The organism is Solibacillus sp. FSL K6-1126, assembly GCF_038003445.1.
Classification (GTDB): Bacteria; Bacillota; Bacilli; order Bacillales_A; family Planococcaceae; genus Solibacillus; species Solibacillus silvestris.
Genome location: NZ_JBBOPD010000001.1, coordinates 2,823,492 through 2,843,471, shown reverse-complemented (window position 1 = coordinate 2,843,471; position 19,980 = coordinate 2,823,492). Strand labels below are relative to the sequence as shown.

Sequence of the window (19,980 nt, the reverse complement as noted above, 5' to 3'; positions counted from 1 at the left end):
TAGAAAGGTCGGAGTAACGTGAGAAAAATTATTGTAGGATCCCGAAAAAGTAAATTAGCATTAACACAAACAAACTGGTTTATTAATGAGCTAAAAGAGGCTGGCGTACCATTTGATTTTGAAGTTAAGGAAATTGTAACAAAAGGCGACCGCATTTTAGATGTACAGCTTTCTAAAGTTGGCGGTAAAGGACTATTCGTTAAAGAAATCGAGCAAGCTCTATATGATAAAGAAATCGATTTTGCCGTACACTCGATGAAAGATATGCCTGCCGTATTGCCGGAAGGGTTGATCATTGGCTGTATCCCTCCACGAGAAGATGCGCGCGATGCCTTTATTTCAAATGGTCATGTGAAATTTGCTGATCTGCCAAAAGGGGCAATCGTTGGAACGAGTTCATTACGTCGTAGCGCACAATTATTACAAGCACGTCCAGATCTTGAAATTAAGTGGATTCGCGGAAATGTCGATACACGTCTAAAAAAACTGGAAACTGAAGATTTCGATGCGATTATTTTAGCTGCAGCAGGCTTGAAACGACTTGGCTGGAGCGATGAAGTCGTTACGGAATATTTAGATACAGATATTTGCCTTCCAGCAGTTGCACAGGGTTCATTAGGTATTGAATGCCGTGCGGATGATACGGAGCTGCTTGAACAACTGACAAAATTAACAGACGCCACTACATGGGCTACAGCACATGCCGAGCGTTCATTCTTAGCTGCAATGGATGGCGGCTGCCAAGTCCCGATTGCTGGCTATGCAACAGTAGAAGGTGACACAATTACTTTAACTGGTCTAGTGGCAGCACCGGATGCTTCTGTAACGTATAAAGAAACGTTGACAGGTACAGATGCGGATGCGGTTGGTAAAGCAGTTGCCGCAAAATTAACAGAGCAAGGTGCCTTTGACTTAATTCAAAAAGTAAAGGCTGAGTTAGATGCCGAGTAATGCACTCTTAGGAAAAACATTGATTATTACAGGGTCGGCTGTTGTAAGAACTGTAGAGCAATTGATTGAGCAACATCACGGGAAAGTTTATAATTATCCATTAATCGAAACAGTAGAAAAGATTTCTAAGGAAGATAAATTCTATCTTCAGGAATTACAGGCCTATCATTGGCTCATTTTTACGAGTCAAAATGCAGTGAAAAGCTTTGTCGATAAATGTATACGGCATGAACAGACGATTCCTGCAACAATGAAAATTGCAGCTGTCGGTGAAAAGACAGCTGCTTTATTAAAGGAGCATGGCTATAACATTCATTTTATGCCAACTGTTTACAGTGCTGATGTATTTGTGAAGGAATTTTCGATGATGCCAGGGGAACGTGCATTATTTATACGCGGATCAAAGGCGAAAAAAACGATACACCAAGGTACTGGAGCAGATGAATGGACCGTTTATGAAACACGTCCGTGCAGTAAATATTTTGCGCAGTTAACACAGTGCCTGCTGACCGAAAAACATCCGATTGTAATATTCGCCAGCCCTTCTGCGGTTGATATTTATGCTGAGCATATTGTGCCGCATGTAGCTTGGCAAAATGTGAAATTTGCATCGATTGGTCATGTAACAACAGCAGCCCTTGAAAAGCATGGGGTACAGCCAATGGTGCAACCGAAAATCTATACGATGCAAGCTGTAATTGAACAGCTCATCCTGGAGGAACAGACAAAATGACAGAACTATATTTCCAACGTCACCGTCGCTTACGTCAAAATGCAGCGATGCGTGCACTCGTAAAAGAAACATACCTACAAAAAGAAGACCTTATTTATCCGTTGTTTATTATTGAAGGTGAAAATATTAAAAACCCTGTAAGTTCAATGCCGGGCGTGTTCCAGTTATCATTAGATAATTTGGCTGCTGAAATAGATGAAATTGTAGACTTAGGCATTCGTGCGGTATTACTGTTCGGAATTCCTGAAGAAAAGGATGCAGTCGGCACTGGTGCTTTCCATGATCATGGGATTGTACAGAAGGCGACGCGTTTAATTAAAGAGCGTCATCCAGAGCTTCTAGTCGTAGCAGATACATGCTTATGTGAATTTACGGACCACGGTCATTGTGGTGTCATTGAAGGCGAACAAGTTTTAAATGATCCATCACTGGATGTGTTGGCACGTACAGCAGTTTCTCAAGCAAAAGCCGGTGCTGATATTATTGCTCCGTCAAACATGATGGACGGCTTTGTAACAGCAATTCGTGCAGGTTTGGATGCAGCAGGCTTCCAGCATATTCCGATTATGTCGTATGCGGTGAAATACGCTTCAAGCTATTACGGACCATTCCGTGAAGCAGCGGAAGGGGCACCACAATTCGGTGACCGTAAAACGTATCAAATGGATCCTTCCAATCGAATGGAAGCGATTCGTGAAGCAACTTCCGACGTTGAAGAAGGTGCAGATTTCCTAATCGTGAAACCGGCATTAGCATATTTGGATATTATCCGTGATGTGAAAAACAGCTTCCCGCTGCCTGTTGTGGCGTATAATGTTTCAGGCGAATATTCAATGGTAAAAGCAGCTGCACAAAATGGCTGGATTGATGAAAAAGCGGTTGTACTAGAAACATTATTAGGTATGAAACGTGCAGGTTCGGATTTAATCATTACTTATCATGCAAAAGACGTCTGTCGTTGGTTGGAGGAAAAATAATATGCGTAGTTATGAAAAGTCAAAAGCAGCATTCACAGAAGCGGTTGATTTAATGCCAGGAGGAGTAAACTCTCCTGTACGTGCATTTAAATCAGTAAACTTGGATCCGATATTTATGGATTCGGGCAAAGGTGCAGTTATTAAAGATATCGATGGCAATGAATATATTGACTATGTCCTATCGTGGGGTCCGTTAATTCTAGGACATGCACACCCGGAAGTTGTTTCGGCTATTCAGGATCAGGCAGCTAAAGGCGCATCATTTGGTGCACCAACTGTTTCCGAAAACAAATTGGCGAAACTTGTAATGGACCGTTTGCCGTCAATGGAAATGATTCGTTTCGTATCATCAGGAACAGAAGCAACAATGTCTGCACTTCGCTTAGCGCGTGGATTTACAGGACGCGATAAAATTTTAAAATTTGAAGGTTCATATCACGGTCATGGGGATTCGCTGCTTATAAAAGCGGGTTCGGGTGTTGCGACGCTTGGTTTACCTGACTCACCTGGTGTTCCGGCTGATATTGCCAAAAATACACTAACGGTTGCATACAATGACTTGGAATCAGCAAAATTAGTATTCGAAAAATTCGGCGCTGATTTGGCGGCAGTTATTTTAGAACCGGTTGCAGGCAATATGGGTGTTGTTCCGCCACAGCCAGGTTTCCTGGAAGGGTTGCGTAAGCTGACAGAAGAAAATGGAACGGTTTTAATTTTCGATGAAGTAATGACAGGCTTCCGTGTAGACTATGGCTGTGCCCAGGAATATTACGGAATTACACCTGACCTTACTTGTTTAGGGAAAGTAATCGGCGGAGGTTTACCGGTTGGTGCATTTGGCGGAAAGCGTGAAATTATGGAGAAAATCGCTCCGGCAGGCCCGATTTATCAAGCAGGCACATTATCAGGTAATCCACTTGCTATGACAGCCGGCTATGAAACATTAAGCCGCTTAAACAAAGACTCTTATGAATACTTCCGCAAGCTAGGAGACCAGTTGGAAGAAGGTTTCCGTGCAGCAGCGACGAAATACAATATTCCACATACAGTGAATCGCGCAGGGTCGATGATTGGTTTCTTCTTTACAAACGAAGATGTAATTGATTTTGATTCGGCAAAAAGTTCGGATTTAGAGCTATTTGCTGAATACTTTAAGCTGATGGCTGAAGAAGGAATTTTCTTGCCGCCTTCACAATTTGAAGGACTATTTATTTCAACTGCGCATACGGAAGAACAAATCGCAAAAACAGTTCAGGCATTCCATAATGTCTTTGAAAAATTAGCACGATAAATAAATCATAAATTCCCTTTCTATGCATAATGTAAGCGTAGGGAGGGGATTTTTTATGCAACAGTGGGAAATGAAAGAGACATTTACATTTCCAAAGCAATTAGGAAATGTTCAAGAGAATTCTAAAATAGTAGTAGAACCGAAATGGCATGAAGAAATTAATGAAGATTCCGTCGTAGTAAGAGGAATTTATGTAGTAAAAGGAAATATTCAATTTGATCATGTAGCACGCGAGGATGAAACGGAGGAAGGTATCTATATCGAGCATATGGATATTGAAAAAGATCATGGTTATTTCGAATATGCCCTGCCTTTTTCAGTAGATTTTCCAAACGATGATATTGAATCTGTCTCACTTCGCATAAATGACATAAAAGTAGAACCAAATAATGGCTACTGCTCATGCAGCTGGGCTGTCCATTGTGATGTGGAAAAGAAAGTACAAGCAATAGCTGAAGTTGAGAAGCCCGCACCAGTTGAAGAAATCGTTTTGGAGCAAAAGCCTGTAGAAGAAGTACAACCCCGACTTCAAGCGGAAAAAGAAGTAGAAGCAGAAGTAGAGGTAGAATCAACGCAGCTGGCCCAAACCGTTCCACATGAGCTTGACTTCCTGGAACAGTTGGCCGATGCGTATAGCCGTGTACAAATACAAATAAAAAAATAAATAAATGTTCCGTAAGAATTGAAGCTTACGGAACATTTTTTTGTTAAATGAAATCTGTGAGCAATAAGTAAGTAAATAAAATTAGAAGGGCCAGCAATAATATATCACCCGTTGTCGGAAGCAAGACCGTTCGGATCGCCTGAAAAATCGTAATCGGCAAAATACAATGGCGCATAAAGAAACGGAATTTTCTCAGCCATGGAGGCAATAAATATGGATTGTAGTTTTTTCGCAATGTCCAGACTCCTTTTGCATAGTATATGTGAAGAGAACGGATAACGTGTTAAAGTATATTCCCCATTCGTGCTTGATATTTCATTAAAAACAGCTTAAAATAAAGTGCAACTATATAATTGAAGCGAAGATTAGGAAGAGTACGTATGAGATCGATGGCAAGAGAGGAAACGGTAGCTGAAAAGTTTCTCCATCAACTATGCAGAAGGTAGCCTAGGAGCTGACTTAGTGAACTAACAGTAACTAGGATCCGGTTAAACACCGTTATCGAATGAAGTGCCGAAAAGCTTAAGGAAATTATGCGAGCGCATGACGGGGAAATGCTGAAAAGAAGCATTTGCCAGTCAAGTAACGACGAAGCAACGACAATGAACAAATAGTTCGTGAGGATTGCCGAGTGGAGACGAAGAATGCGAACGATTGACTTAAGCCCCTCGGAAATAAAGGTGGTACCGCGAATTAACTCCCTCGTCCTTTTTTAAGACGAAGGGAGTTTTTTTATGTCCAATAATAAGGTGACAAAGGAGAGATTCATCATGACGGAAATTACAATGCCAACAAAATACGATCCGCAGGAAACTGAAGCCGGCCGCTATGAATGGTGGTTAAAAGGCAAATTTTTCGAAGCAGATCCAACAAGCGATAAGGAACCATACTCTATCGTTATCCCACCGCCAAACGTAACAGGTAAGCTGCACCTTGGCCACGCTTGGGATACAACATTACAAGATATTTTAATTCGTATGAAACGCATGCAAGGATATGACGCACTATGGTTGCCGGGTATGGACCATGCGGGTATTGCGACACAGGCGAAAGTAGAAGAAAAATTGCGCGGTGAAGGTATTACCCGCTATGATCTTGGCCGTGAAAAGTTCCTTGAAAAAACATGGGAATGGAAAGAGGAATACGCTTCTCACATCCGTGCACAATGGTCGAAATTAGGTTTAGGCTTAGACTATTCAAAAGAGCGTTTCACACTCGACGATGGTTTATCGGATGCTGTAAAAGAAGTATTCGTTAAATTATACGAAAAAGGCTACATTTACCGTGGTGAGCGTATTATTAACTGGGACCCAGCTGCCAAAACAGCCCTTTCAGACATCGAAGTAATTCACAAAGAAGTAGAAGGCGCATTCTATCATATGGAATACCCGCTTGCTGATGGTTCAGGTAAATTACGCGTTGCAACAACTCGTCCGGAAACAATGCTAGGTGACTCTGGTGTAGCTGTACACCCTGAAGATGAGCGCTATGCACACTTAGTAGGGAAAACTGTCATTTTACCTATCGTAGGTCGCGAAATTCCAATTGTAGCAGATGACTATGTAGATATGGAATTCGGTACAGGTGTTGTAAAAATGACACCGGCACATGACCCGAACGACTTTGAAGTTGGTAATCGTCATAACTTAGAACGTATTTTAGTAATGAACGAAGATGGTACAATGAATGACTTAGCTGGTAAATATGCGGGTATGGATCGTTTCGAATGCCGTAAGCAAATTGTTGCGGATTTGCAAGAGGCAGGCGTATTAATAGAAATCGAGCCACATGTACACCAAGTAGGCCACTCAGAGCGTACGAATGCTGTTGTAGAACCATACCTTTCTAAGCAGTGGTTCGTAAAAATGGCTCCACTAGCTGAAGAAGCATTAAAAATGCAAGCAGATGAAAATGAAAAAGTAAACTTCGTACCAAATCGTTTTGAAAACACATATAACCGCTGGATGGAAAATATCCATGACTGGTGTATTTCACGTCAATTATGGTGGGGTCATCAAATTCCAGCTTGGTACAACAAAGAAACAGGCGAGCTTTATGTAGGAAAAGAAGCACCTGAAGATGCTGAGAATTGGACACAGGACGAAGATGTTCTTGATACGTGGTTCTCATCTGCTTTATGGCCGTTTTCTACAATGGATTGGCCAAATGAAGAATCTGAAATGTTCAAGCGCTACTACCCGACAAATACGTTGGTAACGGGCTATGATATCATCTTCTTCTGGGTAAGCCGCATGATTTTCCAAGGGAAAGAATTTACAGGCGAGCGTCCATTTAAAGACGTTTTAATCCATGGTTTAGTTCGTGATGCTGAAGGACGCAAAATGTCTAAATCTCTTGGGAACGGGGTTGACCCGATGGATGTAATCGACCAATATGGTGCGGATTCATTGCGTTACTTCCTTGCAACAGGTTCATCTCCAGGTCAAGATTTACGTTACTCTACAGAAAAAGTAGAATCTACATGGAACTTCGTAAATAAAATCTGGAATGCTTCTCGTTTTGCATTGATGAACATGGAAGGCCTAACATTTGAACAAATCGATTTAACAGGCAACCTTTCTACAGCGGATAAATGGATTCTTTCACGCTTGAACGAAACGATTGACCGTGTAACAACTTTATCTGATAAATACGAGTTCGGTGAAGTAGGCCGTGAACTTTACAACTTTATCTGGGATGACTTCTGTTCGTGGTATATCGAAATGGCGAAATTGCCGTTGTATGGTGAAGATGAAGCAACTAAATTAACGACACGTTCAGTTCTTGCGTACGTTTTAGACAATACGATGCGTTTACTGCACCCATTCATGCCATTCGTAACAGAAGAAATTTGGCAGCACTTGCCACATGAAGGTGAGTCTATTACGGTAGCTGCATGGCCGACTGTAAACCCAGCATTCAACTTTACGGCAGAAGCAGGCGATATGCAGCTGTTAATGGATATTATCCGTTCAGTACGTAATATTCGTGCAGAAGTGAATACACCAATGAGCAAAAAAGTACCGATGACGATTTCAGCAAAAGATGAACAAACATCGGCAGTGCTTGAAGTGAACAAAGGCTATATTGAAAAATTCTGTAACCCGGATGGCTTAACAATCGGGGCGAATCTTGAAGCACCAGCACAAGCAATGTCAGCAGTAGTTTCAGGCGCAGAAATCTTCATGCCACTTGCAGGCTTAATCAATATTGAAGAAGAAATCGCACGTCTTGAAAAAGAACTCGACAAATGGGCTAAAGAAGTAAAATTAGTTTCTGGAAAGTTATCAAATGAACGATTCGTTTCAAAAGCACCGGAAGCATTAGTAGCAACAGAGCGCGAAAAACTGGCGGATTATGAAGCAAAATTCGCAACAGTTGAAAAACGCATTGCAGAACTGAAAAACATGTAATGCCAAAGAGAGGTACCGTATAATGGTACCTCTTTCTTTTAATTCAGCTATAATAAAATATATTACATATTAGCCGTATTAGGGAGAGAACATAATGTTTCAAACGATGGAGCAGTGCACAAATTTTATTTTTAAGTTAAAAGCAAGCCAATATAAAGGCGAACCATTACAGTCGGCGAAGATTATCCTGGATGCACTTGGCAATCCGGAACAAAAAACGAAATTCATTCATTTTGCAGGTTCCAATGGAAAAGGTTCAACATTGAATGCAACGCGTGAGATTTTAATCGAGCATGGCTTAACGGTCGGTGCCTTCATATCTCCGCATTTAGAGCGTGCGAATGAACGGGTGACGATCAATAAACAGCAAATTTCCGATGAGGACTTTTTACGTATTGCAAACGAGATTGCGGAAGTTGTTGGAAATAAATTGGACGGAAAGTTTCCAAGCTTTTTTGAGTTCATGACATTACTTGCCCTAAAATACTTTTCGGAGCGATCATTGGATATCGCTTTGCTTGAAACCGGGATTGGCGGACGTTTGGACTCGACAAATGTTGTGACCCCGGAAGTGAGTGTTATTACTACGATATCGCTTGAACATACAGATATGCTAGGGGAAACGTATGCGGAAATTGCCGCAGAAAAAGCCGGAATTATTAAGCAAGGTAAGCCGGTCGTTGTCGGAGTAGAAAATCTGGAAGCTCTAGCGGTAATTCAACAAACCGCAGCACAACAGCATGCACCGATTTATACGATAAGCAAACACTTTTATGTAGAGAATCAAAAAGGTGCTTTTTTTGACTACAGAGGCAATATCAGCATTGACAAGATTGAACTTGCGATGGCAGGGGAACATCAAAAGGCGAATGCCGCGCTTGCCATTACGGCAGCCGATTTATTCCTTTCATCGTTTGATGCACAAAAAGTAAAACTGGCCTTGCAGCATGCAAAGTGGGAAGGGCGTTTTGAACGGGTACGCCATAATGTCATTTTAGACGGTGCCCATAATTCGGAAGGGACGACTGCCCTCATTAAAACTTTGAAAGATACCGCGCCGAAGCATAAAGTGAAGTTTGTCTATGCTGCATTACAGGACAAGGATCATGCAGTAAGTATAAAGTTAATGGATGATGTCGCATCTGAAATGCACTTCACACAAATTGATCTGCCGCGTGCAGCAACAGCGAAGCAGTTATTTGAACAAAGTACACATTCAAAAAAGTTTATGCATTCAAACTGGCAGGTGCTAATTGAAAAAGAAATGGATCATTTGGCTGAAGACGAGCTGCTCGTTATTACCGGCTCTTTGTATTTTATCGCTGAAGTGCGCAGTCTGTTTATAGAAAGAGAGTGGATTTCATGATTCCATTACTGGAAGTATATAAAGAGCGTTGGCAAGTGGAAAGTGAACAAGCGATCAAGCCGGGTTTGGAGGCAATTGAATTCGCGCTCCGTAAGTTAGGTGAGCCACAAAAACAACTGAATGCCGTTCATCTAGCGGGAACGAACGGAAAAGGTTCAACATTGGCTTTCATTGAAGGGATGGCACGGGAATACGGGTTATCGGTCGGGAAATTCATGTCACCTTGCATTGTGGATGTTCATGACCAAATACAGGTTGATGGCCGTCCAATCACGAATGAACAGATGGATCGGATGTTTCAGCAATTGGCGAAAGCGGGGCTTAGCGGAAAACTAACGGACTTTGAACTGTTGACGGCAGTTGCGCTTTTATATTTTGCTGAGCAAAGTCCGGACTTAGTATTAATCGAAGCAGGCATGGGCGGCAGAGAAGACAGTACAAATGTTGTGACACCGATTGTTTCGGTAGTACCGAGTATTGCTTTGGAACATACGAATTTTTTGGGCAATACATTAACGAGTATCGCGTATCATAAAGCCGGTATATTGAAAGAAAACCGTCCTGCTGTCATTGGGGATATGACAGAAGAGGTTACGGAAGTTTTTGAAAAAGAAGCCATTCAAAAAAATGTGCTATTATCCAAGTTTGGAAAGGATTTTTTCGTTACAAAACTTGATGGGACAGAAACGTATGATTACCCATTACAGCAAATTACTATTTCCGATTTACAGCGTCAGCTATTGGGGAAACATCAAGGGCATAATATGGTATTGGCCATTACTGCTTTTCTGGAAGTTATAAAGAAATTCGAACTGCTGCTAGATATTCAAAAAATCCGCAATGGTGTGAACAATGCAACACTTGCCGGGCGCTTTGAACAAATTAGCCCCAATCTTTATTTTGACGGAGCGCATAATCCTGCAAGCATTCAGTCATTGGTTGATACGGTTAAAGAGAATTTTCCGAATAAGCGAATTGAATTTATTATCGGGCTACTGGCGGACAAGGATATCAAAACAATTCTGCAGTTATTGGAAGAAGTCGGTGATGCTTTTTATTTCGCCAATATTCATAATGAACGTGCAATGCAGGCAATGACTCTTTACGAACTTAGTCAAGCAAAGGAAAAACAAATAATAGATGATGTAAACGAATTTTTACAAGGTTTAGTAAAAGGTGACACGGTTCGAATTGTAACCGGCTCACTTTATTTACTAAGTGAAATTCGACGAAATATGCACTAATGCAGCTGGAGAAACGGTTCCTACAGGAAAAGCAAGATGCCTGTGACTCCAAGGTCACGAGTGCCCGTGGAAAGCGTCCAAACTGATTTGAAAAGCAAATTAATAGAAACAAACGGACTTCAATTGCAAATAATGAGGAATAATAGCGAAAACTTTTTAGAGGGAGGCGACAGCAGTCTCCTCTTTTTTTATCGCTATTTTGCTATTATTGTATGAAAAAGAGATGGAGCTGTGGCAACGATGAAAGCTTTAAGGAATAATGCCATTTTTCAAGCAATGTTCATTGGAAGTATTACAGGGCTTGCTGGCGTCATACTATTTGTTTTTATTCTGCAACTACCGACGACAACCGAAGAAGCTGCAGAAACAATCCCGACAGTTCAAACACCCGAGGAGCAGCAAGTACAGCAACAGTATTTTGCGTTGCAGCATGGTGTTTTTTCAAATTTTGATAGTGCAGCACAATTTTTAGGCACTTATCCTACGCTAAATAAGGCAGCAGTTGTTAAAGTGGACGAGCAGTATTTTGTCTGGTCCCGACTAGACACAGAAAAAGTGGAAACAGCATTAACGATTGTACCGACCGGATTTTATAAAAAAATTACGATTATGAGCAGCTGTCCTAATCCTGCAGAATTTCAGCTGCCGGTCACATTGAAAGATTCGAAAATGTTCTCATTGGAAGATACAGAAGCAATTGACAAACAACAAGTGCCAAAAGACTGGACGGCACTTATGACGGAAGTTTCTAAGCTTTCCACGAATCCGAATGTTGTTCGTCTGCATATGTTTATAAATTATTTTGAGAGTTTGGATTGCTTGAAAGTAACATTTTAATCAATGTAAACATACAGAAATCTTGTTTTTGAATATTTGCAACTAGAGTTGGCTGTTGTCCAAATTTCCTTTTCTCGGTTACTATAGTGGGTAGGAGGATTGGAAATGAATTTTACTACAAATGAACAACTAATATTAGCTTCTGCTTCACCAAGGAGAAAGGAACTGCTTCAAATGCTGAATATCCCGTTTACCATTGTGACGAGCGATGTTGTTGAAACAAGCGTAACAGTCGATACGGCTCGTGAATATGTGACAGAAGTGGCATTGTTGAAATCACGTGATGTGGCCAAGAAATGTCAGGGGAAATGTATTATCGGAGCGGATACAATTGTTGTGTTTAATAATCAAATACTGCACAAGCCTGTTTCGGAGGAAGAAGCCATAGAGCATCTAACAAAGCTTGCCGGGAATCGCCATGAAGTAATGACTGCTGTAGCCCTTATTTTGGCTGACGGAACAGAGCATACTTTTGTAGAAGTAACATCTGTACTATTTAAAGAAATTTCTCCGCAATTGATCAAGGCCTATGTTCAGACAGGAGATCCATTCGATAAAGCAGGCGGATACGGAATTCAAACGAGTGGCGCCATGCTCGTTGACCGTATTGAAGGGGACTACAATAATGTCGTCGGTTTACCGATTGCTACATTAGTTCAAAAAATGCTTACATTACAACTACTAAAACTACCATTTTAGGAGTGATGTAAATGACGGTCCAACCGTTATTGAATATGAAAATCCATGATGTTCATGAATCAGACCGCCCGCGTGAACGCCTCATCCGCCAAGGAGCAAAGAGTCTGTCAAATCAGGAACTGATCGCCATCTTGCTCGGGACCGGGACAAAAAGAGAGTCTGTGTTGACCGTAGCTAACCGGGTACTGATCAACTTCGAAAAATTGCATAATTTAAAGCATGCAACACTGGAAGAAATAACAGAGATAAAAGGAATAGGAGAAGCAAAAGCGGTTTTACTGCTCGCTGCGATTGAACTGGGAAGACGACTTGCGTCGAGAGATTTAGAAGAACGCTTTACTATTCGATCTCCGGAAGATGCAGCCACCTTTTTAATGCAGGATATGACGTCCTTACAGCAGGAACATTTTGTCTGTCTCTTTCTCAACGTAAAAAATCAGGTGCTTCATAAGCAAACAATCTTTGTTGGCAGCTTGAATGCCAGCATCGTCCACCCTCGGGAAATATTCCGCGAAGCTGTAAAACGTTCCGCTGCTTCTATAATCTGTTCCCACAACCATCCAAGCGGCATCCCGACACCAAGTCCGGAAGATATTGATGTCACAACAAGGCTTTATGAAGCAGGTAAAATAGTCGGGGTCGACTTGCTCGACCATGTTATCATCGGTGATCATCAGTTTATAAGCATGAAAGAAAAGGGATATTTCTAATTCTAAGGAATCCTAAGCAACTGGACAAACGTATTAAAGCGTTTGTCTTTTTATTTTGCAGTTATTTAATCACGAATTAACAGGTAGTAAGACGAATTCAGAATACTGTAAAAACCCAATGGATCCCTAAGTGCTGTCACAGGATGGGACGGTTTTAGATCGTGTTCCCTCTAATTCAGGGAGGTAGAAAACCCCCACTGATAGAAGTTTCAAATTATTACATTGCGATAACAATTATTACGGATTTAAAAATTCGTCGACAATTTTCGCAATTGCAACTTTTATTTGTTATATTCGTCATAAGCATGTGGCGATTTTGTTAAATCTTACATATTAATTTTATTTGTTTCGTAACGGAAATAGAAATACAATAGTAAAGTAGTGTTGTAGAAAAAAACATTCGACAAAAGTCGCGATTCGGTGCTTGTAACACTATAATTTTTTGATGTAATTCGTTATAATAGAGCGTATGATTTTGCTAGCATCATAAATTAGAAATCGTTTTAATAAGAAAGGGAGTACTTAATTTGTTTGGATTAGGGAATAAAGATGTCGGGATTGATCTTGGCACAGCTAATACATTAGTATTTGTAAAAGGTAAAGGAATTGTATTACGTGAACCATCAGTAGTAGCGAAAAATACAAAAACTGGCGATATTGTAGCAGTCGGAAACGACGCAAAAAATATGATCGGTCGTACACCGGGTTCAATCGTGGCAATCCGCCCGATGAAAGATGGCGTTATTGCTGATTTCGAAATTACAACAGCAATGATCCAATATTATTTAAAAGAAGCAATGAAAGCATCGGGTTCTAACTGGAAGAAACCGAATGTCATGATTTGTGTGCCATATGGTATTACTTCGGTTGAGCAACGTGCTGTTATTGATGCAAGTCGTCAAGCGGGTGCAAAAGAAGCATTTACAATTGAAGAACCATTTGCTGCAGCAATCGGGGCAAACTTGCCGGTATGGGAGCCAACAGGTTCGATGGTAGTTGATATCGGTGGAGGTACAACAGAAGTAGCTGTTATTTCTCTAGGCGGTATTGTAACAAGTGAATCAGTACGTGTCGGTGGTGATGCAATGGATCAATCTATTATCGCCTACATCCGTAAAACATATAACTTAACAATTGGTGAGCGTACAGCAGAAAGCATCAAAGTAGAAATCGGTACAGCACTTGCTGAAGGACCTGCTGAAACGATGGAAATTCGCGGACGCGACTTGTTAACGGGTTTACCAAAAACAATTGAAATTACATCAGATGAAATTTCAAAATCTTTACATGAAGCGATTGTTGTTATTTTAGATGGTGTTAAGAAAACATTGGAACAAACACCACCTGAATTATCTGCAGACGTAATGGAGCGTGGTATTGTTTTAACAGGCGGTGGCGCATTATTACGTAATTTAGATAAAGTAATCAGTGATGAAACAAAAATGCCTGTATTTATTGCTGAAGATCCGCTGGATTGTGTTGCAATCGGAACGGGTAAAGCATTGGACAACATCGCTTTAATTCGCGCACAACAACTGAAGTAAGGAGGACTGGCAGTGCCACATTTTTCTAATAAAAAGTTAATTGTCCTATTAGTAAGCGTGATTTTTCTAGTGGCATTGATTGGTTTCTCTTTACGTGATCGTCATAACGCAACATTACCCGAGAAAATTATTAAAGATACAGTTGGCTTTGCACAATCCCTTGTCGCAAAGCCGGCTAATTACATAACAGGTATTTTTAGCAATATTGATTCGCTGTTAAATACGTATGAAGAGAACCAGCAATTAAAAATGCGTCTAGAAGACTTTGCCGTGCTAAAGGCAGAAGTGAGTACTTTAAAGGCCGAAAATTCTTCATTGCGTGAACTCGCATCAATCGAGGAAAGTTTGCGTGATTTCGACCCAATTCAGGCGACGGTCATCGCGAGAAACCCTGATCAGTGGGAAGAAAAAATTATTTTAAACAAAGGGACAGCACATGGAGTTGAAAAAAACATGGCTGTTATGACTTCTCGAGGGCTAGTTGGTAAAATAGTCATCGCAACACCTTATACTTCAGAAGTGGAACTGCTTTATACGAATAATGAAAACTATCGTGTGTCAGCGGTTGTACATGATGAAAAGAATAAGGAAATTCATGGTTTAGTAGAAGGTTATGACGTCGAGCGTAACGAATTACTATTAAAGCGTATCGATTCTAAAGTGGAACTTAAAGAAGGCGGTAAAGTATTGTCTTCCGGACTAGGGGGAATCTTCCCGAAAGGTATCTTAATCGGTGAGATTACAGAAGTGACAACTGATGACTTCGGTTTAACGAAAATGGCCTATGTCAAACCAGCAGCAGATTTTTCAATGATCGAGCATGTTATTATTGCTAAGCGCAAAACAATTTCGGTAGATGGTTCTGATGGCGGCAGTACAAATGAAGATTTAGTAAATGGACCGGCCGATGAAAATGAGGGGGATAAGTAATGCTCGCTCGATTTTTAATTGGCTTCGTTGCTGTCTTGCTGTTTTTACTTGAATCCGAGTTTGCCGTATTCTCCCCATTGCAGTTGGGTGAAGGAATCTATTATTTGATTCCGCGTTTTTTAATTTTATATTTAATTTTTCTGTCCATTTATTACAGCCGAAAAAAAGCCATGATTTATGGTCTTATTTTTGGACTTTGTTTTGATGTGTTTTATATTAATATTATTGGTCTTTATACGGTTTTATATCCTGCTATCTGTTATATAGCGGCATGGTGTGTAAAACGTGTTCATCCACATCTAGTATTTTCTACGATTTTGGCATTATTGCTGATGATTGTTTTCGAATTTGTTGTATATGAATTTTTCTATATGCTCCAATTTACAACGATGGCGCTTCAGCCGTTCCTAGTGAATCGGTTAGTTCCGACAACAATTGGTAATCTATTATTTTTGATAATGCTTGCATGGGCGTTTAAATATTGTCTTAACGCTCGTGTATTTCAACGGGCACAATAGCATTTTAAAAAAACGAAAAGAAACAAAGCGGATCCATAATCCGGTTGTTTTCTTTTCGTTATTATGTAGCGCGAGGTGACTTGAAAAAGCTATGAAAAAACAACTTATCCATATTAAAGGAACAAAAGATGGGTTAGTACTTCGTTTGGATGACCAATGTTCTTTTACAGAGTTGGTAGAAGAACTTGGAAAAAAAGTTACAGACGGCCATCTTGATGGTAAAATAGATGTACAATTACACTTAGGTAAACGTTACTGTACACAAGAGCAAAAAGACCAGCTTACTGAAATTGTGGAAAGGCAGCAAAAGCTATGTGTGAAGAAAATTCAAAGTGATGTTATTACATTAGAAGAAAGCCATAAACTGCTTGAGACTAGTCGCTTTGAAACATATGTAGGAATTGTGCGTTCCGGACAAACGATTCGTGTTACTGGCGATATTCTTGTGTTAGGTGATGTCAATCCAAACGGACGTATTGAGGCAGGGGGTAATGTACATATTGCGGGTAAGTTAAAAGGCATTGTGCATGCAGGCATGGATGGCAATGAACAAGCAATTGTATCCGCGTCACATTTTGAACCAACACATATATTGATTGGGAATTATGTGGAAGTAATGACGAACGAGTCGCAATATATATTAGACAATACCGATCAGATTTTTGCCTATCTTGGAGAAAATAATGTAATAGCATATGATAGAATCCAGGAAATAAGAAATGTACGACCGAATTTATCAACATTCAAAGGAGGAAGCTAAATGAGTGATGAAGAATTATTATTCTCTAAGAATACTGATGAAACTGGAGCTCAAAAAGCTACCTTATATAAGGAAGGGGCCGCTAATGTGGGAGAAGCAATCGTTATAACTTCAGGAAAAGGTGGAGTAGGAAAAACTACTACGACTGCAAACCTAGGAACGGCATTGGCACTTCAAGGTAAGAAAGTTTGTCTAGTCGATACGGATATCGGACTGCGTAATTTAGACGTTATATTAGGTTTGGAAAATCGGATCATTTATGATTTAGTGGACGTCATTGAGGGCCGCTGCAAAACGCATCAGGCATTAGTAAAGGACAAACGTGTAGATGAACGTCTATACTTGATGCCTGCTGCCCAAAATACAGACAAGAACGCGATTAACCCTGAACAGATGAAAGCTTTGATCGATGAGTTGAAGCGTGAGTTTGACTATATTTTAATTGATTGTCCGGCCGGTATTGAGCAAGGCTATCGCAATGCGGTCGCTGGTGCAGATCGTGCCATTGTTGTGACAACACCTGAAATTTCAGCAGTAAGAGATGCGGATCGTATAATCGGATTGCTGGAACAGGAACCAATCGAACCGCCTAAGCTTATTATTAACCGAATCCGTAAGAGCTTGATGAATAATGGAGATGCGATGGATATTACAGAAGTAACAACGCATTTATCGATTGATTTATTGGGAATCATTGTCGATAGTGAAGATGTTATCAGTTCATCCAATAAAGGTGAACCAATTGTCATGAATCCGAATAACAAAGCATCATTGGGATACCGTAATATCGCACGCCGTATATTAGGGGACTCTGTGCCGTTAATGTCCTTGGAAGATGATCAGCCAAAAGGCGTTTTTGCAAAAATAAAAGCATTATTTAAATAAGAAGTAAGCTGTATGGAATGTAATCTACTATTCTATACAGCTTTTTTTCTATGTACAGGCTTTCCTGAATTGTATTGTTGTTCCTGACATATACTAGTGCAAAAAGAGGGATGGTGAGCTTGAAAAAATGGCAGTGGCTCATCGCGAGTATTGTCTTTGTTGTTATTTATAGCTGTAATTATTATGGGGATATCGCTACAAAACGTGTCATTCATTCGGTTGTCTATAGTTCGGATGATTTAGTCATGATGCGAAAAGCGGTGGTGAATATGTTGTCTAATGAAGACCAGCAGCTCCCTGTTAGTGCAGATGTATCGATTAGTCAATTACAGCTCTTTGAGACGATTGATCGTTTTAATGACGGATATTTACTCGTGTATGATGAACCGTTCGTATTAAATGCATTGTATGATGGGATGATTGTGTTTACGGGCCATACAAAATATAACGGGAAAACGGTCTCGGTTGTTTATGATACAGGGGATACGGTTACGTTTGGTTTTGTGGACGACTTCTATGTATTGCCTTATACAACGGTAACAAAAGGTGCAGTTGTCGCTACGAAAAAAAGCGGGGAACTCTATATTCAGATTGAACGTAACGGGGAAATTTTAAATATGGAAGAAACGATTCGCTGGCTAAAGGAACAGCCGATTTAGATGAAAATTACGATTCATCCATTATTTTTGTTACTGCTCTTATCAATCGTATTATATGGTGATATTGCTTTATACAGTGTTATTATTGTTTCGTTATTATTTCATGAATTAGGTCATTTTATCGCTGCAAAGCTTGTCGGAGCCAAGATAACGCAATGTAAAATCGTTCCTTACGGCGGGGAGATGACGATTAAGGATGAATTGCAGTTATCCTATCAGCAACTGATCATTATCGCTATTGGAGGACCGGTTGCAACATGTCTCGGGATTTTTATCAGTTTATTCCTGCCCGATATGCTCAGTGCGAGATTAATAGAAGTTCAATTCTTTATTCTAGCTATTAACCTCATCCCCATTTGGCCTCTGGATGGTGGAAGAATACTATGTTACAGCATTTTGAAATGGCGGCCGTTTTCTAAAATTTTCGAATTTTATTTAACGGCTTCTTTTTATTTACTTACGGTAACAATTATCGTACTATTATATTTATTGCCGCAGACATTGTCTTTAGCAATTATAAGCCTCTTTTTATGGAGCAAAGTAATTGGAGATTGGAAATATCGAAAATACCGTTCTGCTTTTGAGAAAATAGTTATGAAGCGGTTGACTTGATAATTCTGATGTGGTAGTATTTTAATGTTATTGTTTGTAGCACCCGTGCTACTGCAACCGCGCTGAACAGGTTTAAGTACCTTTATAGGTCACCTGCAATTCCGGGCGAGTCTGAGTCTAAGAGGAGGTGCATTTTAATGTACGCAATTATCGAAACTGGTGGTAAACAAATCAAAGTAGAAGCAGGTCAAGAAATCTATGTTGAAAAACTAGGTGTGGCTGCTGACGAAATCGTTACTTTTGACAAAGTTTTATTCGTAGGTGGAGAAACAGTTAAAGTTGGAGCTCCAACAGTTGCTGGCGCTACTGTAACAGCTAAAGTTGTTAAAGAAGGTAAGCAAAAGAAAATTACTGTTTTCAAACTTAAAGCGAAAAAGAACTACCGTCGTAAGCAAGGTCACCGTCAACCTTACACAAAATTAGTAGTTGAAGCTATCAACGCTTAATAAGTAGGTGATGGATATGATTACAGTAACTATTTATAGTGATGAAAATCGTAAATCGTATGGATTTGAAATTTCAGGACATGCTCTATCGGATATCTATGGTCGAGATTTAGTTTGTGCTGGTGCTTCTGCTGTTGCCTTTGGTGCAGTGAACGCAATCCCGCAAATTACAGGAATTACTCCTGAAATCGAACAAGGTGCTGAAGGCGGTTACTTAAAAGTAACTGTTCCACAAGCTGAACTGAATGATGAAACAGACGCTAAATTACAAGTTATTCTGAACACAATGGTGACACAGTTCTATACAATGACTGCGAGCTATTCAGAATATATCGAATTGAAATATAAAATGATCTAGGAGGTGGAACAGAATGTTATTATTAACTTTAGATCTTCAATTCTTCGCATCTAAAAAAGGTGTAGGTTCTACTAAAAACGGACGTGACTCTGAGTCTAAACGCCTTGGTGCTAAACGCGCTGATGGTCAATTTGTTACTGGTGGTTCAATTCTTTACCGTCAACGCGGTACAAAAATTTACCCAGGTACAAACGTAGGCCGCGGTGGTGACGATACATTATTCGCAAAAGTTGACGGCGTTGTTAAATTTGAACGCTATGGTCGCGACAAGAAAAAAGTATCTGTATACCCTACAGCTCAAGAAGCATAATTCTTGCAATGAAAGGACTGCATTTATTGCAGTCCTTTTTTAAGTTTTTGCACAAAAATGAAGAGATGCCTTT

General features: G+C 40.2%; 22 protein-coding genes and 2 other annotated features. Of the genes, 21 read left to right on the top strand and 1 reads right to left on the bottom strand.

The features are described 5' to 3' along the window. Nucleotides 1-18: 18 nt before the first annotated feature. Genes hemC through MHH44_RS14140 form a run of 5 tightly spaced genes read left to right on the top strand, consistent with a single transcriptional unit; the run spans nucleotide 19 to nucleotide 4,616 of the window. Nucleotides 19-951 (top strand): hydroxymethylbilane synthase, encoded by a 933-nt coding sequence (hemC, locus tag MHH44_RS14160; RefSeq protein WP_014823253.1) that lies wholly within the window; start codon nucleotides 19-21, stop codon nucleotides 949-951. After that, a complete protein-coding gene (locus tag MHH44_RS14155) occupies nucleotides 941-1,684 on the top strand; it encodes a uroporphyrinogen-III synthase (RefSeq protein WP_008405185.1) in 744 nt (247 codons plus the stop codon). The genes hemC and MHH44_RS14155 overlap by 11 nt, the downstream gene beginning before the upstream one ends. Then, a complete protein-coding gene (hemB, locus tag MHH44_RS14150) occupies nucleotides 1,681-2,661 on the top strand; it encodes a porphobilinogen synthase (RefSeq protein ID WP_008405187.1) in 981 nt (326 codons plus the stop codon). The genes MHH44_RS14155 and hemB overlap by 4 nt, the downstream gene beginning before the upstream one ends. A gap of 1 nt (nucleotide 2,662) precedes the next feature. Further along, nucleotides 2,663-3,952 carry a glutamate-1-semialdehyde 2,1-aminomutase gene (gene hemL, locus MHH44_RS14145; RefSeq protein ID WP_008405189.1) on the top strand — a complete coding sequence of 430 codons (1,290 nt, stop codon included), beginning with the start codon at nucleotides 2,663-2,665 and terminating at the stop codon, nucleotides 3,950-3,952. A 55-nt stretch (nucleotides 3,953-4,007) separates the two neighbouring features. Beyond that, complete coding sequence (locus MHH44_RS14140; RefSeq protein WP_008405190.1) at nucleotides 4,008-4,616, top strand: hypothetical protein; 609 nt, start codon at nucleotides 4,008-4,010, stop codon at nucleotides 4,614-4,616. A 43-nt stretch (nucleotides 4,617-4,659) separates the two neighbouring features. Here the strand turns inward: MHH44_RS14140 and MHH44_RS14135 are convergent, their stop codons facing one another. After that, nucleotides 4,660-4,851 (bottom strand): hypothetical protein, encoded by a 192-nt coding sequence (locus MHH44_RS14135; protein WP_014823256.1) that lies wholly within the window; start codon nucleotides 4,849-4,851, stop codon nucleotides 4,660-4,662. A 117-nt stretch (nucleotides 4,852-4,968) separates the two neighbouring features. Then, nucleotides 4,969-5,329, top strand: a binding site (T-box leader). A 57-nt stretch (nucleotides 5,330-5,386) separates the two neighbouring features. Here MHH44_RS14135 and MHH44_RS14130 point away from each other — a divergent pair. From MHH44_RS14130 to rpmA, 16 genes are all read left to right on the top strand, one after another. Next, on the top strand, nucleotides 5,387-8,029 hold the full coding sequence (locus MHH44_RS14130; protein ID WP_340798879.1) for a valine--tRNA ligase: 2,643 nt from the start codon (nucleotides 5,387-5,389) through the stop codon (nucleotides 8,027-8,029). A 94-nt stretch (nucleotides 8,030-8,123) separates the two neighbouring features. Beyond that, nucleotides 8,124-9,395, top strand: a complete 1,272-nt coding sequence (locus MHH44_RS14125) for a bifunctional folylpolyglutamate synthase/dihydrofolate synthase (protein WP_340798878.1) — start codon at nucleotides 8,124-8,126, stop codon at nucleotides 9,393-9,395. Next, the gene (locus MHH44_RS14120) at nucleotides 9,392-10,639 is read left to right on the top strand and encodes a bifunctional folylpolyglutamate synthase/dihydrofolate synthase (protein ID WP_340798877.1); all 1,248 of its coding nucleotides are present in this window, start codon (nucleotides 9,392-9,394) and stop codon (nucleotides 10,637-10,639) included. Before MHH44_RS14125 ends, MHH44_RS14120 begins: the two co-directional genes overlap by 4 nt. Nucleotides 10,640-10,879: 240 nt before the next feature. Continuing rightward, nucleotides 10,880-11,476, top strand: coding sequence for a hypothetical protein (locus MHH44_RS14115; protein ID WP_008405194.1), 597 nt, complete (start codon nucleotides 10,880-10,882; stop codon nucleotides 11,474-11,476). A 105-nt stretch (nucleotides 11,477-11,581) separates the two neighbouring features. Then, the gene (locus MHH44_RS14110; RefSeq protein WP_340798876.1) at nucleotides 11,582-12,175 is read left to right on the top strand and encodes a Maf family protein; all 594 of its coding nucleotides are present in this window, start codon (nucleotides 11,582-11,584) and stop codon (nucleotides 12,173-12,175) included. An 11-nt stretch (nucleotides 12,176-12,186) separates the two neighbouring features. Further along, entirely contained in the window at nucleotides 12,187-12,885 is a 699-nt protein-coding gene (gene radC, locus MHH44_RS14105) for a RadC family protein (RefSeq protein WP_008405196.1), read from the top strand. Nucleotides 12,886-13,412: 527 nt separating this feature from the next. Then, complete coding sequence (locus tag MHH44_RS14100) at nucleotides 13,413-14,429, top strand: rod shape-determining protein (RefSeq protein ID WP_008405197.1); 1,017 nt, start codon at nucleotides 13,413-13,415, stop codon at nucleotides 14,427-14,429. Nucleotides 14,430-14,441: 12 nt separating this feature from the next. Then, nucleotides 14,442-15,359 (top strand): rod shape-determining protein MreC, encoded by a 918-nt coding sequence (gene mreC, locus MHH44_RS14095; protein ID WP_340798875.1) that lies wholly within the window; start codon nucleotides 14,442-14,444, stop codon nucleotides 15,357-15,359. Then, on the top strand, nucleotides 15,359-15,877 hold the full coding sequence (gene mreD / locus MHH44_RS14090; protein ID WP_008405199.1) for a rod shape-determining protein MreD: 519 nt from the start codon (nucleotides 15,359-15,361) through the stop codon (nucleotides 15,875-15,877). The genes mreC and mreD overlap by 1 nt, the downstream gene beginning before the upstream one ends. A 91-nt stretch (nucleotides 15,878-15,968) precedes the next feature. Continuing rightward, the gene (locus tag MHH44_RS14085; protein WP_014823334.1) at nucleotides 15,969-16,637 is read left to right on the top strand and encodes a septum site-determining protein MinC; all 669 of its coding nucleotides are present in this window, start codon (nucleotides 15,969-15,971) and stop codon (nucleotides 16,635-16,637) included. An 87-nt stretch (nucleotides 16,638-16,724) separates the two neighbouring features. Next, nucleotides 16,725-17,522 (top strand): septum site-determining protein MinD, encoded by a 798-nt coding sequence (gene minD / locus MHH44_RS14080; RefSeq protein WP_039966703.1) that lies wholly within the window; start codon nucleotides 16,725-16,727, stop codon nucleotides 17,520-17,522. 119 nt (nucleotides 17,523-17,641) lie between these two features. Then, nucleotides 17,642-18,181, top strand: a complete 540-nt coding sequence (locus MHH44_RS14075) for a membrane protein (RefSeq protein WP_008405203.1) — start codon at nucleotides 17,642-17,644, stop codon at nucleotides 18,179-18,181. After that, entirely contained in the window at nucleotides 18,182-18,793 is a 612-nt protein-coding gene (locus MHH44_RS14070) for a site-2 protease family protein (protein ID WP_008405204.1), read from the top strand. A 45-nt stretch (nucleotides 18,794-18,838) separates the two neighbouring features. Next, nucleotides 18,839-18,916, top strand: a sequence feature (ribosomal protein L21 leader region). A gap of 14 nt (nucleotides 18,917-18,930) precedes the next feature. Next, the gene (gene rplU / locus MHH44_RS14065; protein WP_008405205.1) at nucleotides 18,931-19,239 is read left to right on the top strand and encodes a 50S ribosomal protein L21; all 309 of its coding nucleotides are present in this window, start codon (nucleotides 18,931-18,933) and stop codon (nucleotides 19,237-19,239) included. A 16-nt stretch (nucleotides 19,240-19,255) separates the two neighbouring features. Beyond that, complete coding sequence (locus tag MHH44_RS14060) at nucleotides 19,256-19,597, top strand: ribosomal-processing cysteine protease Prp (protein ID WP_008405207.1); 342 nt, start codon at nucleotides 19,256-19,258, stop codon at nucleotides 19,595-19,597. 13 nt (nucleotides 19,598-19,610) lie between these two features. After that, nucleotides 19,611-19,907: a 50S ribosomal protein L27 gene (gene rpmA / locus MHH44_RS14055; protein ID WP_008405208.1), complete on the top strand. Its 297-nt coding sequence runs from the start codon at nucleotides 19,611-19,613 to the stop codon at nucleotides 19,905-19,907. Nucleotides 19,908-19,980 lie beyond the last annotated feature (73 nt).

Excerpts from the sequence above, each read along its gene's own strand:
- MHH44_RS14070 (WP_008405204.1), top strand. The coding sequence starts at position 18,182 with ATGAAAATTACGATTCATCCATTATTTTTGTTACTGCTCTTATCAATC.
- MHH44_RS14155 (WP_008405185.1), top strand. The coding sequence starts at position 941 with ATGCCGAGTAATGCACTCTTAGGAAAAACATTGATTATTACAGGGTCG.
- MHH44_RS14130 (WP_340798879.1), top strand. The coding sequence starts at position 5,387 with ATGACGGAAATTACAATGCCAACAAAATACGATCCGCAGGAAACTGAA.
- MHH44_RS14060 (WP_008405207.1), top strand. The coding sequence starts at position 19,256 with ATGATTACAGTAACTATTTATAGTGATGAAAATCGTAAATCGTATGGA.
- hemL (WP_008405189.1), top strand. The coding sequence starts at position 2,663 with ATGCGTAGTTATGAAAAGTCAAAAGCAGCATTCACAGAAGCGGTTGAT.
- MHH44_RS14140 (WP_008405190.1), top strand. The coding sequence starts at position 4,008 with ATGCAACAGTGGGAAATGAAAGAGACATTTACATTTCCAAAGCAATTA.
- MHH44_RS14115 (WP_008405194.1), top strand. The coding sequence starts at position 10,880 with ATGAAAGCTTTAAGGAATAATGCCATTTTTCAAGCAATGTTCATTGGA.
- MHH44_RS14120 (WP_340798877.1), top strand. The coding sequence starts at position 9,392 with ATGATTCCATTACTGGAAGTATATAAAGAGCGTTGGCAAGTGGAAAGT.
- MHH44_RS14125 (WP_340798878.1), top strand. The coding sequence starts at position 8,124 with ATGTTTCAAACGATGGAGCAGTGCACAAATTTTATTTTTAAGTTAAAA.
- rplU (WP_008405205.1), top strand. The coding sequence starts at position 18,931 with ATGTACGCAATTATCGAAACTGGTGGTAAACAAATCAAAGTAGAAGCA.
- rpmA (WP_008405208.1), top strand. The coding sequence starts at position 19,611 with ATGTTATTATTAACTTTAGATCTTCAATTCTTCGCATCTAAAAAAGGT.
- MHH44_RS14085 (WP_014823334.1), top strand. The coding sequence starts at position 15,969 with ATGAAAAAACAACTTATCCATATTAAAGGAACAAAAGATGGGTTAGTA.
- hemB (WP_008405187.1), top strand. The coding sequence starts at position 1,681 with ATGACAGAACTATATTTCCAACGTCACCGTCGCTTACGTCAAAATGCA.
- mreD (WP_008405199.1), top strand. The coding sequence starts at position 15,359 with ATGCTCGCTCGATTTTTAATTGGCTTCGTTGCTGTCTTGCTGTTTTTA.
- MHH44_RS14110 (WP_340798876.1), top strand. The coding sequence starts at position 11,582 with ATGAATTTTACTACAAATGAACAACTAATATTAGCTTCTGCTTCACCA.
- radC (WP_008405196.1), top strand. The coding sequence starts at position 12,187 with ATGACGGTCCAACCGTTATTGAATATGAAAATCCATGATGTTCATGAA.